This is a genomic window from Bradyrhizobium sp. CFUWI, assembly GCF_056429085.1.
The window spans coordinates 40,153-53,406 of the sequence record NZ_JBWJZE010000012.1 but is presented as its reverse complement, the minus strand read 5'-3'; the positions used below and the strand labels follow the sequence as shown (position 1 = coordinate 53,406).

The following is a 13,254-nucleotide window of genomic DNA, read 5'->3' as shown; positions in this document are numbered from 1 at the left end:
TGAAGTTGCGCGGTGTTACACGATCGGAAGGGGCATTGCCACCCCCGATCGGGTCCGGATCAGCGCTTTGGACTTAGCTAGGGGCAGCCCTTGGCGATCGCAAGGAAATCGGCCGCCTTCAGGCTGGCGCCGCCGACCAGAGCTCCGTTGACGTTCTTCACCGCCATCAGCTCGGCCGCATTCGAGGGCTTGACCGAGCCGCCGTAGAGGATGCGCATCCGGCTACCTTCGGCCTTGAACCTGACGGTCAGGAGTTCCCGGATAAACCCATGAATCTGCTCGACATCCTTGGCCGTGGGGGTCAGGCCGGTGCCGATGGCCCAGACCGGCTCATAGGCCACGACGAGATTGGCGGCGGTCGAGCCGTCCGGCAGCGAGCCGGCGAGCTGCCCGCGCAGAATCTCCAGGGTCTGACCGGCGTCGCGCTGTCCCTGGGTCTCGCCGACGCAGACGATTGCTGTCGCCCCGGCGCGCCAGGCCGCTTCAGCCTTCTGGCGGACCAGGGCATCGCCCTCGCCATGATCGGCGCGGCGCTCGGAATGGCCGACGATGATTGCGCTCGCCCCCGCATCCACCAGCATTTCGGCGGCAATATCGCCGGTATGCGCCCCGGAGGCCTTGGGATGGCAATCCTGGGCCCCGACCGCGATCTTCTTGCCGCGCGCCTTCTCGGCGAAGGCCATAATCAGGGTCACGGGCGGGCAGACCAGCAGATCGGCCTTGCCGGTCACCGCGGCCGCGCCGTCGAGCATGGCCTCAAACTCGGCAGCCTGGGCCTTCAGGCCGTTCATCTTCCAATTGCCGGCGATCAGGGGGCGGATGGCGTCGGTCATGTCGATTCCCAGCAAAATGAGGTTTGTGCATGCGCTAGCAGAGGACCTGCCGCAGTTCCAGAGACCAGAGGCTTTTCACCGCAGCCGTAAGCGGTCCCAGGACCCGAGGTTGCGGGGGGAAAGCCGCCACTTTATGATGATGGATCAATTTGGTGACGCGCTTTTGCGGAATCTGCATTAAGACGCGCTCCCGTTCCCCTCCTGCTCAGACAAGTTGGACCAAATGCTTCGAGGAATGCGCAAGGCCTCATCAAACTGGCTCGGCAAGATCATTATGGCCGTGGTGATGGGCGTGTTGATCATCAGTTTCGGCGTTTGGGGCATTGCCGACATCTTCAAAGGCTTCGGGCAGTCCACGGTGGCCAAGGTCGGCGGCACCGAGATTTCGCTGAACGAGTTCCGCCAGATCTACACCGACCGCCTGCAGCAGATCGGCCGCCAGGTCGGCCGTCCGCTGACGCCCGACCAGGCGCGCGCCTTCGGCCTCGACCGCCAGGTGCTGCAGCAGACCATCGCGGAAGCTGCCCTCGACGAGGAGGCGCGCCGGCTCGGGCTCGGTCAGTCCGATGACCAGATCCGCCAGCTCATCATGAACGACCCCAACTTCAAGGGTGTCGGCGGCAATTTCGATGCGAACCGCTTCCAGGCCATGATCCGCAATTTCGGCTATACCGAGCAGCGCTACGTGGCCGAGCAGCGCAAGGTATCGCTGCGCCGGCAGATCACCGGCACGATCGGGGCCGGCCTCGAGCCGCCGAAGGCCATGATCGAGGTGCTGACGCGCTACCAGAACGAGCAGCGCGCCATTGAATTCGTCAGGCTCGATGCCGCCCAGGCGGGCCAGATCGACGCGCCCTCGCCCGAGGCGCTCGCGGCCTATTTCGAGGATCACAAGGTCCAGTTCCGCGCGCCCGAATATCGCAAGATCGCCTTCGTGGTGGTCTCGCCGGAAGAGATCGGCAAGTGGAGCGAGGTGTCGGACGAGGACGCCAGGAAGGTGTTCGAGCAGCGCAAGGACCGGCTCGGCACGCCGGAGAAGCGCCAGATCCAGCAGATCGTCTTCCCCAACGCCGCGGAAGCGCAGGCCGCCCGGGAGCGTCTTGTCGGCGGCATGTCGTTCGAGGACCTCGGCAAGGAACGCGGACTGAGCGCCTCCGATGTCGATCTTGGCCTCGTCACCAAATCTTCGCTGGACGCTATAGTCGGCGAAGCCGCGTTCGCGCTTCCCGCCGGCGAGATCAGCCAGCCGATCCAGGGCGCGCTCGGCACGTCCATCGTCAAGGTCGACAAGATCGAGCCGGGCAAGGAAGCGGACTACGCCAGCGCGGCTGGCGACATCAAGCGCGAGATCGCAACCGAGCGCGCGCGCGTCCAGGTCAACGATCTCCGCGACAAGATGGAAGACGAGCGCGGCGGCGGCGCCAGCGTGATCGAGGCGGCGCAGAAGCTCGGGCTCACCGCCGTGACCATCGAGGCCGTCGACCGCTCCGGCCGCACCCCGAACGGCCAGCTGGTCGCCAGCATTCCGCAGGGCCTCGACGTGGTGTCGCAGGCCTTCAACACCGATGTCGGCGTCGACAACGATTCGATCTCGTTCAAGGGCGGCTATGTCTGGTACGACGTGCTCGCCATCACGCCCTCGCGCGACCGCAATCTCGACGAGGTCCGCGACCAGGTCGAGGCGCGCTGGCGCCAGGACCAGATCGCGACCAAGCTCAAGGCCAAGGCGACCGAGATGGTGAAGAAGCTCGAGGCGGGCGGCAAGCTCGCCGACGAGGCCTCCGCCATCGGCGCCAAGGTCGAGACCGCGACCGGCTTCAAGCGCGACGATACGCCCGCCGGCGTGCCCGCAGCAGTTGTGGCGGCCGCCTTCCGCACCGCCAAGGATGGCGTCGGACAGACGCCGGTGACCGGCGGCACCGAGGTCATCGTCTTCCGCGTCACCGACATCGTCGGTCCCGCGGTCGACGTTGCCTCCGACGCGGTCAAGAAGCTGAAGGAGAGCCTCGACCGCGCCCAGACCGAGGAGCAGGTCGCCTCCTACGTCAACAAGCTTGAAACCGACATCGGCACCACCATTAATCAGGCCGCCTTCGCGCAGGTGACCGGCGCGAACCAGTGAGTTGAAGCACGCGATGGACGACCTGAAATCGATCATTGGAAAAGTGGCGACCGGCGCCAGCCTGTCGCGCGACGAAGCCGCTGCCGCCTTCGACGCCATGATGAGCGGCGAGGCCACGCCCTCGCAGATGGGCGGCCTGTTGATGGCGCTCAGGGTGCGCGGCGAAACCGTGGACGAGATCACCGGCGCGGTCGCGGCGATGCGCTCCAAGATGCTGACCGTGACGGCACCGCCGGACGCCGTCGACATCGTCGGCACCGGCGGCGACGGCTCCGGCTCGGTCAACGTCTCGACCTGCGCCTCCTTCATCGTCGCAGGCGCCGGCGTGCCGGTGGCCAAGCACGGCAACCGTGCGCTGTCGTCGCGCTCGGGCGCCGCCGACGTGCTGGCATCGCTCGGCGTCAAGATCGACCTCCGGCCGGAGCAGGTCGGGCGCTGCGTGCGCGAATGCGGCATCGGCTTCATGTTCGCGCCCGCCCACCACCCTGCGATGAAGAACGTCGGCCCGACCCGGGTCGAGCTCGCGACGCGCACGATCTTCAATCTGCTCGGCCCCCTGTCCAATCCGGCCGGCGTGAAGCGGCAGATGGTCGGCGTCTTCTCCAGGCAGTGGGTGCAGCCGCTGGCGCAGGTGCTGAAGAACCTCGGCTCCGAATCCGCCTGGGTGGTGCACGGCTCCGATGGTCTCGACGAGATCACCCTCACCGGCCCGACCTTCGTCTCCGCGCTCCACAACGGCGAGATCCGGAATTTCGAGGTGACGCCGGACGACGCAGGCCTATTGCGCTGTGAGGCCGGCGCGCTGAAGGGTGGCGATGCCGACGCCAATGCGATCGCGCTGCAAAGCGTGCTCAATGGCAAGCCGAGCGCCTATCGCGACGTGGCCTTGATGAACGCCGCCGCCGCGCTGGTCGTGGCCGGGCGCGCCAAGGACCTCAAGGAGGGCGTTGCGATCGGCACCAAGTCACTCGACAGCGGCGCGGCGAACATGCGCCTGAAGCACCTGATCGCGGTCTCGAACGGCTGAGCCTGACATGTCGGACATCCTGACCAAGATCGAAGCTTACAAGCGCGAAGAGATCGCAGCCGCCAAGCGCGCACAGCCGCTCGCGGCGATTGAGGCAAAGGCGAAGGCGCAAGGGGCTCCGCGCGGCTTCGTGCGCGCGATCAAGGCCAGGCACGCCAACGGCGACTACGCGCTGATCGCCGAGGTGAAGAAGGCCTCGCCGTCGAAGGGCCTGATCCGCGCCGATTTCGATCCACCGCAGCTCGCCAAGGCCTATGAGGCGGGCGGAGCCGCCTGCCTGTCGGTGCTGACCGACACGCCCTCGTTCCAGGGCCATCTCGACTTCATGGTGGCGGCGCGCGCCGCAACGTCCCTGCCGGTGCTGCGCAAGGATTTCATGTTCGACACCTATCAGGTGGTCGAAGCCCGCGCGCACGGCGCCGATTGCATCCTGATCATCATGGCGGCGCTCGACGATGCCACCGCCCGGGATCTCGAGGACGCTGCGACTGCCTACGGCATGGACGTGCTGATCGAGATCCACGACCGCGCCGAGCTCGACCGGGCGCTGAAACTTCGTTCGCCGATGATCGGGGTCAACAACCGCAATCTTCGCACCTTCGAGACCACGCTCGCGACCAGCGAGGTCCTGGCGCCGCTGATCCCGGCGGACCGGCTGATGGTCGGCGAGAGCGGCATCTTCACGCCCGCCGATCTCGCCCGGCTCGAGCGCGTCGGCATGTCGACCTTCCTGGTCGGCGAGAGCCTGATGCGGCAGGCCGACGTCACCGCGGCGACGCGCACGCTGCTGGCGCGGCAGACGGGCGCGCGCGCGACCGGTACGCGCTGACATGGTGCGCAAGGCTTCCACGACCAGGCCGTCGAAGACCGGGCCCTTGAAGACCAGGACCTTGAAGACCAAGGCCGGCCCCGCCCTCACCCATATCGGCGCCTCCGGCGAGGCGCGCATGGTCGACGTGTCGGACAAGCCGGCCACCGAGCGGCTCGCGGTCGCGGAAGGCCGCGTCGTCATGACCAAGGCGACGCTCGACCTGATCGTGTCAGGCAACGCCAAGAAGGGCGACGTGCTCGGCACCGCGCGCATCGCGGGCATCATGGCCGCCAAGCGCACCTCGGAGCTGATCCCGCTCTGCCATCCGCTCGCGCTGTCGAAGGTCATTGTCGACATCGAGCCCGACGCAAAGCTGCCGGGCTGCCTCGTCCGCGCCAGCGTGAAGGTGACGGGACCGACCGGCGTGGAGATGGAGGCACTCACCGCGGTGTCAGTCGCCTGCCTCACCATCTACGACATGATCAAGGCGGTCGAGCGCGGCGTGCGCATCGAAGGCATCCATCTGGTCGAGAAGCTCGGCGGCAAGTCCGGACATTACCGCGCCTGAAGCGCGCTCGTCTCGGCGACCCGGCGCTCCTGCGACGCGCATCGCTCGCTTCTGCGCGCGGCAATTCACGTTCCGTTAACCCCGCTTCCTAACTTTGCTTCCACATCGTCCCCGTAAACCAACGGGTGTTCTCAGGGCCATAAGTTGATCCTGGGGTGTGCGTGGCAATGATCAGCATGACGATGAGATTCGGCTTTCGTTTTTTTGACCAGGCCTTCGTGCGCAGCGGCCCGATCCGCTGGCTGGTGGCGGGCGGCACGCTGCTGATCGCGGCGATCGCCATAGGCTCGGTCCTGATGGCGCAGAATTTCCGCGAGCGGGCGCTGCGCAACTCCAGCCGCGAGCTGGAAAACACCGTGCTGTTGCTTGCCCATCACTTCGACCAGCAATTGCAGGATTTCGCGGTCATCCAGAAAGACTTCGTCGATCACGCGCGTTCGATCGGCATCTCGAGCGTCGCAGACTTACGCGCGCGCCTCTCTGGTCAGGAGGTCCACCGCATGCTGCGTTCGAAGATCGAGGCGCTGCCCCATATCGGCGGCGTCAACATCATCGATGCCGAAGGCAACCTGATCAATTCATCGACGACGTGGCCGGCTCCCAAGGTCAACGTGGCCGACCGCGCCTATTTTCGCACCTTTAGGTATGATCCCAATGCGCCCGACGTCTTGATCGAGCCATTGCACAGCCGCATCTCCGGTGCCTGGACCGTCTTGGTGGCCCGGAGGATCGTCGGGCCCAACGGCGAGTTCCTCGGTGTCGTCGGACGCGGCATCGAGCCCGCCAACTTCGAAAAGTTCTTCGCTACCGTCGCGCTCGGCGAAGGCGCGACGATCTCGATGCTGCATCGGGACGGCACGCTGCTCGCCCGCTATCCCCATTCCAGCGAATTGATGGGACGAAACTTCAAGACCGGTCAGTTCGAACACCAGCGGGTTTTCGGGCTCGATCATTTCGCCGGCCGTTTCACGAGCCCGATCGACGGCGACGATCGACTGATCTCCTCGCGCGCCCTGCCCCATTTCCCGATCCTGATGATGGCAACCACGACGCGTGCGGCGGCCCTGGCCGACTGGCGCGAGCAGATCGGCATGCTGGTCTCGGTCGCCGTGGCCTCCGCGCTCGCCATCGCAGGCGTGCTGATCGCGGTCGTGCGCAAGCTGCTCGAGCAGCACCGCGCCTCGCGCGAGCGGCTGACGCTGGAGAAGCAGCGGCTCGATCGCGCCGTCAACAACATGACGCAGGGTCTCCTGCTGTTCGACGCCGAGCGGCGGCTGGTGGTCTGCAACCAGCGCTACATCGAAATGTACGGATTGTCGGCCGAGATCGTGAAGCCCGGCTGCAGTTTTCACGACATCATCGCCCATCGCAAGGCAACCGGCTCCTTCGCAGGCGACGTCGGCGCTTACGTCGCGCGCGTGCTGAAGGGCGTCCATACGCGCAATTCCATGGTGGTCGATACCTCCGATGGCCGCTCGATTCACATCCTCAACGAGCCGCTGACGGACGGCGGCTGGGTGGCGACCCATGAGGACATCACCGAGCGCCGCCGCATCGAGGAGCGCATCACGCACCTTGCCCATTACGATGCGCTGACCGATCTGCCCAACCGTGCCATGTTCCACGAGCATCTGCGCAACGAGCTGGCCACGGTCGGCAACGGCGAAGAGATCGCGGTGCATTACATCGACATCGACGAGTTCAAGGGCGTCAACGACGCGCTCGGCCATCTCGTCGGCGACGAATTGTTGAAATCGGTTGCCGCAAGCCTGCGCCGCTGTGCGGGCCCGGCGGATTTCGTGGCGCGGCTCGGCGGCGACGAATTCGCCGTCGTCCAGAGCGCGGTGACGTCGCGAGACCAGGTCGACGAGCTGGTCGCGCGGATGTACGCGACCATCCGCGCGCCGTTCGACTGCATGGGCCATCATCTCACCACCGACGCCAGCATCGGCATCGCGCTCGCGCCGGAACACGGCACGGTACTCGACCAGATCCTCAAGAACGCGGACATGGCGATGTACGCCGCCAAGTCCGCCGGACGCCGCACCTATCGCTTCTTCGAGCCGGAGATGGATGCCAAGGTGCGCGAGCGCCGGCAGCTCGAGAGCGACCTGCGCCACGCCATCGCTCATGGCGGCCTCGAGGTCTATTACCAGCCCTGCCTCAGCCTGAAGGACGATCGTATCACCGGCTGCGAGGCGCTGGTGCGCTGGCGCCATCCCGAGCGCGGCATGGTCTCGCCGGCGGAGTTCATCCCGATCGCCGAAGACACCGGCCTGATCAACGAGGTCGGCGAATGGGTGCTGGCGACCGCCTGCCGGGACGCTGTGAACTGGCCCGACGACATCCGCCTCGCGGTCAACGTCTCGCCGGTGCAATTCAAGAGCGGCACTTTGGCCCTGAAGATCATGGCGGCGCTCGCTGCTTCGAACCTGCCGGCGAGCCGGCTCGAGCTCGAGATCACCGAGGCGGTGCTGATCCGCGACGACGATGCCGCGCTCACGATCCTGCACCAGCTCCGCGCCATCGGCGTCCGCATCGCGCTCGACGATTTCGGCACCGGCTACTCGTCGCTGAGCTACCTGCACCGCTTCCCGTTCGACAAGATCAAGATCGACCGCTGTTTCGTCGACGACATCGCCGGTCCCGACGGCTCCGCCAGCATCGTCCAGGCCGTCGTCAATCTGGCGGCCGCGCGCCGCATGACCACCACGGCCGAGGGCGTCGAGACCGAGGAGCAGCAGCGCCTGCTGCGTGCGCTCGGCTGCTCCGAGATGCAGGGCTATCTGTTCAGCGCCGCCAAGCCCGCCGACAAGGTGCTGGAGCTGTTCGCGCTGCATCGCAGCCGGCTGGCCCAGCGCGAAGGCAGCGGCAGCCGCCGCCGCGAGGCGGGTTAGGTCGGACCTCGGTTATCGCCACAGCGGCATTCCCAGAAACTTTCCTCAAGGCATACAACACAGGTCTGCTCGAGCCGCTCTTTCAGCGCCTGCCTTGCGCGATGAAGACGAACAGTCAGGTTGTTCACCGTCACGCCCAGATCGGCGGCAACCAGTTCCCGCGGTTCGCCGCCAAGATCGACCCTTCTAATGACCTCGGCATGCTCCGGCTTCAGCAGGGACAGATGGACATGGAGACACTCGCAAACCGCGCTATTCGCGGCGGCACCCTGGTCAGCCGCCAGACGATCGTTGAGTTCATGCGGGAACGGCATCTCCCGCGTCCTGCTTCTTGATACCTGGCGATGGAAGTCGGCGATGGTCGTCGCCAGAACCCTGCTGAGCCAGCCTCGAACCGAATCCGCGTCGCGAATGTCGCCAGACCGCTCCAGCGCGCGCAACATGAATGCCTGCAGCACCTCTTCCGCTTCGGCCCGACCGCCAACGCGTCGCTGCAGATAATCGCGCAGGCGATCGTAGCTGCCGACGAGCGCGGCACGAACGACCGTGTCCTGCACGTCCAGAGAACCTGCCGCCTGTATCGGCGGCCCCTCGTTCGGCGATTTCATGACTTATCGTCCTTGCGTGCCATTCGGCAGATCGCTTCGTTGGAGCCAGGTTCGTCGGATCGCGCGCCAATGCGATCGGCGGATACTGCCGCTCCCGAACAGAAGTCGTGAGAGATCGCCGCTCGGGTTGCTCGCGCGGCGGCCTCGCCTTGCCGCCAGCGAATGATCGCCCTGTCGACGTCCTTCCGCTCAACGCGCAGCGCCACGCGAGTCCCTGGCGCGATCGCCATCATCCGCAGGGATGCACCCCGTCACGGACGTGTCGATCGGCGCTCTGACTTGGAGCGGCGCAGTACGGTCTTCGGGAGCTAGCTCAGGCGATGGGGGGACGGTAGTGGCGGCGGAACGCGCCTTCGTCGGCGATCACGTCGGGCTGCGCTTCGCAGCGCGAGTGCTGGGACCCGAATTCCGCGAATCCAGGAGCTTGAGGCGACACGGCACTGAAGCACAGCACCGAGCCGCAGCAGGCCGCATGTCGGTCGCCGTGCCCGTGGTCGTCGTCACACTCCCCCTCCATCGCAACGTCATGCGAATGCACCGCAGATCCGGCATCGATCTGATCGTGTGCATGCGCAGGCTGTTCGCACGGTATCGCCGTGACGGGGGAGATCGGGATCGCAAGAGACGGCGTCATCGACGCAAGCAGATAGGCGATGGCGACAAGCCATCCCCACCACCTTCGCCTTGGCCTTGTCGAGCCAATCATTCCTGCACCGCTACTTGCCCTGGAAGATATAACTCTGGTTGTAGCGTCGGCCAACAGAAAACGACCCATGCCGAGCGGCCATGCAGGACGGACCTTTCACCCACGTTCGCGACGCACCGCCCTTCGGCAACCCATTGCAAGACGGATCACGAAATATTTTCGGGCGATGCTGTAATGTTGGAGACCCACAAGCGTCGCCCGCACCGGTCAATGGTGCTTCAGCCAGCCGACGCCCTTGATGTCGTTGAACGAGTCCGTCATGTGGCACAGAAAGCATTGATCGACCGATGCATGCTCCTGTCCCGCGATCATCCGGTCCATCATGAAGTGGCCCATGTTGTGGCTCGGCGGCGCCGGATGGCATTGCGCGCAGTCCTTCGAGGTTGGCGAAGGATGCAGGAACCCCACAATTTTCCAGGACGCGAGCACATGGCAATTCGCGCATTCCCGCCCAAATAATTCGCGGTGCGGATCGCGGTTGCTGTGACAGATGGCACAATTGAGCGCCGCCTTCTCCGGCTGCTCCGACTTTGGCAGGCCGAGAAACTCCCTCAGGTCCGCTGTCATTTGATCGGCCGCGGTCCGGCCGAACACCGTCTTGTCGGAGGCAGACATCGCGACTTGCAGCAGCGACGCATGGTTCATCCCTGTCGGCCGCATGCCGCCGGCATGTTCGCGATGGCAGCCGGAGCATTGACCACCCGCCACTGCGTGGAACGCCGTCGATTGTTTGGCAAGATCGGCGGCTGAAGGCGAGTGGCAGGCGATACAGGCGGCCGCCTCGACGCCTTTGACCGGCGTATGGCAGCTCTCACAGCTGTTGGACAGAAATGCATGCTTCGCAGACAGCGGACCGGGACTTACGAGCCGCGTCCATCCCGGTACGATCCCCGCACTGCCCCGAAACAAGGCGATCGACGCGGCCGCCGCACTTGCGACCGCCAGTGTCGCGACCACGACGTAGAGCGCCCCTCGGATCGTCACGCGAGCCACCGCAGCCCGTAATAGACCTCGCTCGCCACGTGGACCACGAGCAGCGCGTACATGACAATCGCGGCCACGACATGCAGTCCGATCCACTGCATGAAGACCTTCTTGACCGCCTCACGCGAGCCGATCGCCGCTTCGACGTCGGAAATGCCATCGACGAGTTGCAGCAGCGGCACATCCTGCAATACTCGTGCATGCATGCCGGGCCCGTCTCGCTGATCCCGATCGGGCGACGACATCGCCGCTGCGGTGTGCTCATAGGCCGATCTCAAGGTCGCCAGATGCGACTGCTGCTGGCGAAGCTCCATTGCGGTTTGCGGCAGGTAGTAGCGGCCGACGAATCCGGTGATGACGACGATCAGCATGCTGGTCAGAAGGGCGATCCCAAGCGGACTCTGGAGTTTGTGCCCGGTGTGCAGCAGCGCGAGGAAGGCCGCGACGATCCCGGCATAGGCATGAAACGCCAGGAGCGCCGACATCGATACGCATCGCGTGACGAGCGCCTTGAGCCTCGTGCTGTACTTGGTCAGGGGATAGGCGAGCAGAAGGATCATCAACGCGGCCGCACTCGCCCCGAGGACAAAGCCGGCCAGGCTTCCGGCAAACCGGCTGTTGGAATGAAGCAGGAAAGCCGGCACCAGCAGCAACAGGGCAGCCAGAACGGCATCCGCGATCAGGCGCTCTCTCCCGTTCATCGCGTCAGGCCTCGACAACCAGATCGCCGATGGATCTCGCCTGGCAGGCCAGGATGAGACCGTTCGCCTTGTCGTCCGCGGTCAGGGCGTCCTGAACCTCCATCGCGACGTTCCCTTGCAACAGATGGGTCTTGCAGAGCCCGCAGACCCCGGCCCTGCAGGAATAGTCGATCGCAACCCCGGCGCTCTCAGCGACCTCCAGGACGCTCTTGTCCGGCGGTAACGCCGCCATCTTGCCGGATCTCGTGAAGCGGATGGTTGCCGTTGCCGGGCCGATTGCCGCGGCCCCTTGGTTGCCGGCTTCATCTTCCGGCCCCCCCGCCTCGGCGGCGACCTTGCCGGGCGGTGGAACGGCGCCGCGGGCCGGCCCGAAGGCTTCCGTCTTGATCCGCTCGCCCGGCACGCCGAGGCCGATCAGGGTTTTGCGGAGCGCCTCCATCATTCCGGGCGGACCGCACAGATGAACGCGCCGCTTGGCAAGGTCCGGCACGGCCTGCGTCAGGAATTCGGCTGTGATCTGCCCCTCGCGTCCCATCCAGGACGTGCCCGCCGCCCGCATCATCGTGGCCGCGACGTGCAGATTGTTCATCCTGCGCTGGAGATATTCCAGCTCGTCGCGGAAGATGAATTGCTCCGTCGTCTGCGCGCCATAGACGAGGTAGATCTGGCCGGGCCATGCGATGTCCGAGAGATACCGGATCGCCGCCATCAGCGGCGTGATCCCGACGCCGCCGCCAATCAGGACGACGCTGTCGGCCTCCGTCCCCGTGAACGTAAAGGCGCCGGACGGGCCTGCGACCTCGACGAGGTCCCTCTCCTTCAAGCGGCCATGCATGTAGTCGGACAGCAGCCCGCCCTCTTGGCGCTTGATCGTGGTCTCGACATAGGCGGTCTGGGCGGCGGACGAGGCGATCGTGTAGGAGCGCCTGACTGTCTGTCCGCCAATCTCGATGGCGTAGGTCAGGAACTGTCCGGGCAGGAACGTAAACGGAATCGCACCACCCTCCGCTGCCTGCAGGCGGAAGGTCTTCACATCAGGCGTCTCCTGATAGATGGCACAGATTCTCAGCTTGCCTTTCCAGGGGCCGCTCGCCGCACCGCGCTGCGGTCGGCGGTCCGTATCCCGGGAGGGTGTCGTTCCGTCCCTGTCGTTCGGCGGGCCGGCGGTCGGCGTGGCCACGAGTCGCGTGGCAGCGACCGGAGCGACCGCCGCGCGCGCCAGTCGGTCGACCAGCGCGTTCGCCCGGCGCATGCGCGCGAGATAGATCGCAAGCATTCCCACGGAGAACAGCACCAGCAGCGCCATGGTGGTGACGTGAAACCACGAGATTGCCGTCGCGCCGTCATCGGCATCCATGGCGCTTCGAGCAGGCAGCAGGTTCATTTGCGACTTGAACCAGGCCTGCGCGATCTGCTGCGGCGGTTTGCCTTCGTGAAGCGAACGCAGGGCGATCACACCGCTCTGGACCTCGTTCAGGGATTCGCGAAGCCGACGCGAGGCCTGATCCGCGGCAACGATGTCGCCCCCGGCGACCGCGTGCCGCAGGTCCATTTCAGCACTCGTCAGCCGATCGGCCTCAGCGCTGATCCGCGCGCGCGCCTGGCCCTCAAGACTGCTCCTCTGCTCGGCGGACAGCGCCGGCATGTCCATCAATGCCGGATAGAACGCCTTCCGTGGCCGGCCCATCATGCCGTCCATTCCATCCATCATGCCCGCCGCGGCAGTGCCAGGCGGCGCGCCCGCCGCATGGCCCTCGCTTGAACCGGCTGATCCATCCGGCTTCGGCCTCGCTTCTTCGCCGGTTCCGGCGGGATGGTGGGCGGCGTGATCGCCCTCTGCCTCCGCGACCTGCCAGCGCTGGGCGAACTGACCGGCGGCATGCGGTAAGCCGCGGCCGACGTCCGACGCTGGCCCAGCAATCGCGAAAGGCTGGCTCGCCAGGATGGCAAGCGCAAACAGGCCGGAGCGACATCGAAAGGACGAACCGAACATGATG

11 protein-coding genes are annotated in these 13,254 nt (G+C 65.8%); 5 read left to right on the top strand and 6 right to left on the bottom strand.

What is annotated here, in order from left to right:
• Positions 1 to 77: 77 nt before the first annotated feature.
• On the bottom strand, positions 78 to 833 hold the full coding sequence (gene tpiA / locus AC066S_RS24725; protein WP_478270851.1) for a triose-phosphate isomerase: 756 nt from the start codon (positions 831 to 833) through the stop codon (positions 78 to 80).
• Positions 834 to 1,056: 223 nt separating this feature from the next.
• Here tpiA and AC066S_RS24720 point away from each other — a divergent pair, with 223 nt between their 5' ends.
• The 5 genes from AC066S_RS24720 (at position 1,057) to AC066S_RS24700 (ending at position 8,258) form a co-directional block, all read left to right on the top strand.
• A complete protein-coding gene (locus AC066S_RS24720; RefSeq protein WP_478270850.1) occupies positions 1,057 to 2,955 on the top strand; it encodes a peptidylprolyl isomerase in 1,899 nt (632 codons plus the stop codon).
• 13 nt (positions 2,956 to 2,968) lie between these two features.
• Positions 2,969 to 3,982 (top strand): anthranilate phosphoribosyltransferase, encoded by a 1,014-nt coding sequence (gene trpD, locus AC066S_RS24715; RefSeq protein ID WP_135170920.1) that lies wholly within the window; start codon positions 2,969 to 2,971, stop codon positions 3,980 to 3,982.
• 7 nt (positions 3,983 to 3,989) lie between these two features.
• Positions 3,990 to 4,811: an indole-3-glycerol phosphate synthase TrpC gene (gene trpC / locus AC066S_RS24710; RefSeq protein ID WP_478270849.1), complete on the top strand. Its 822-nt coding sequence runs from the start codon at positions 3,990 to 3,992 to the stop codon at positions 4,809 to 4,811.
• A 1-nt stretch (position 4,812) separates the two neighbouring features.
• Positions 4,813 to 5,361 (top strand): cyclic pyranopterin monophosphate synthase MoaC, encoded by a 549-nt coding sequence (gene moaC, locus AC066S_RS24705; RefSeq protein ID WP_478270848.1) that lies wholly within the window; start codon positions 4,813 to 4,815, stop codon positions 5,359 to 5,361.
• A gap of 176 nt (positions 5,362 to 5,537) precedes the next feature.
• Positions 5,538 to 8,258 (top strand): bifunctional diguanylate cyclase/phosphodiesterase, encoded by a 2,721-nt coding sequence (locus AC066S_RS24700; RefSeq protein WP_478270847.1) that lies wholly within the window; start codon positions 5,538 to 5,540, stop codon positions 8,256 to 8,258.
• Here the strand turns inward: AC066S_RS24700 and AC066S_RS24695 are convergent.
• The 5 genes from AC066S_RS24695 to AC066S_RS24675 all read right to left on the bottom strand — a co-directional run bounded on the left by AC066S_RS24695 (position 8,255) and on the right by AC066S_RS24675 (position 13,250).
• Positions 8,255 to 8,866, bottom strand: coding sequence for an RNA polymerase sigma factor (locus AC066S_RS24695; protein ID WP_478270846.1), 612 nt, complete (start codon positions 8,864 to 8,866; stop codon positions 8,255 to 8,257). The genes AC066S_RS24700 and AC066S_RS24695 overlap by 4 nt on opposite strands.
• A gap of 313 nt (positions 8,867 to 9,179) precedes the next feature.
• Positions 9,180 to 9,572, bottom strand: coding sequence for a hypothetical protein (locus AC066S_RS24690; RefSeq protein ID WP_126257435.1), 393 nt, complete (start codon positions 9,570 to 9,572; stop codon positions 9,180 to 9,182).
• Between the two features lie 207 nt (positions 9,573 to 9,779).
• Positions 9,780 to 10,529: a class III cytochrome C family protein gene (locus tag AC066S_RS24685; RefSeq protein WP_235885195.1), complete on the bottom strand. Its 750-nt coding sequence runs from the start codon at positions 10,527 to 10,529 to the stop codon at positions 9,780 to 9,782.
• Positions 10,530 to 10,552: 23 nt separating this feature from the next.
• The gene (locus tag AC066S_RS24680) at positions 10,553 to 11,257 is read right to left on the bottom strand and encodes an iron reductase (RefSeq protein ID WP_478270845.1); all 705 of its coding nucleotides are present in this window, start codon (positions 11,255 to 11,257) and stop codon (positions 10,553 to 10,555) included.
• Between the two features lie 4 nt (positions 11,258 to 11,261).
• The gene (locus AC066S_RS24675) at positions 11,262 to 13,250 is read right to left on the bottom strand and encodes a 2Fe-2S iron-sulfur cluster-binding protein (RefSeq protein WP_478270844.1); all 1,989 of its coding nucleotides are present in this window, start codon (positions 13,248 to 13,250) and stop codon (positions 11,262 to 11,264) included.
• Positions 13,251 to 13,254: the final 4 nt, after the last annotated feature.

Excerpts from the sequence above, each read along its gene's own strand:
- AC066S_RS24700 (WP_478270847.1), top strand. The coding sequence starts at position 5,538 with ATGACGATGAGATTCGGCTTTCGTTTTTTTGACCAGGCCTTCGTGCGC.
- AC066S_RS24675 (WP_478270844.1), bottom strand. The coding sequence starts at position 13,250 with ATGTTCGGTTCGTCCTTTCGATGTCGCTCCGGCCTGTTTGCGCTTGCC.
- AC066S_RS24695 (WP_478270846.1), bottom strand. The coding sequence starts at position 8,866 with ATGAAATCGCCGAACGAGGGGCCGCCGATACAGGCGGCAGGTTCTCTG.
- AC066S_RS24680 (WP_478270845.1), bottom strand. The coding sequence starts at position 11,257 with ATGAACGGGAGAGAGCGCCTGATCGCGGATGCCGTTCTGGCTGCCCTG.
- trpC (WP_478270849.1), top strand. The coding sequence starts at position 3,990 with ATGTCGGACATCCTGACCAAGATCGAAGCTTACAAGCGCGAAGAGATC.
- trpD (WP_135170920.1), top strand. The coding sequence starts at position 2,969 with ATGGACGACCTGAAATCGATCATTGGAAAAGTGGCGACCGGCGCCAGC.
- tpiA (WP_478270851.1), bottom strand. The coding sequence starts at position 833 with ATGACCGACGCCATCCGCCCCCTGATCGCCGGCAATTGGAAGATGAAC.
- AC066S_RS24690 (WP_126257435.1), bottom strand. The coding sequence starts at position 9,572 with ATGATTGGCTCGACAAGGCCAAGGCGAAGGTGGTGGGGATGGCTTGTC.
- moaC (WP_478270848.1), top strand. The coding sequence starts at position 4,813 with ATGGTGCGCAAGGCTTCCACGACCAGGCCGTCGAAGACCGGGCCCTTG.
- AC066S_RS24720 (WP_478270850.1), top strand. The coding sequence starts at position 1,057 with ATGCTTCGAGGAATGCGCAAGGCCTCATCAAACTGGCTCGGCAAGATC.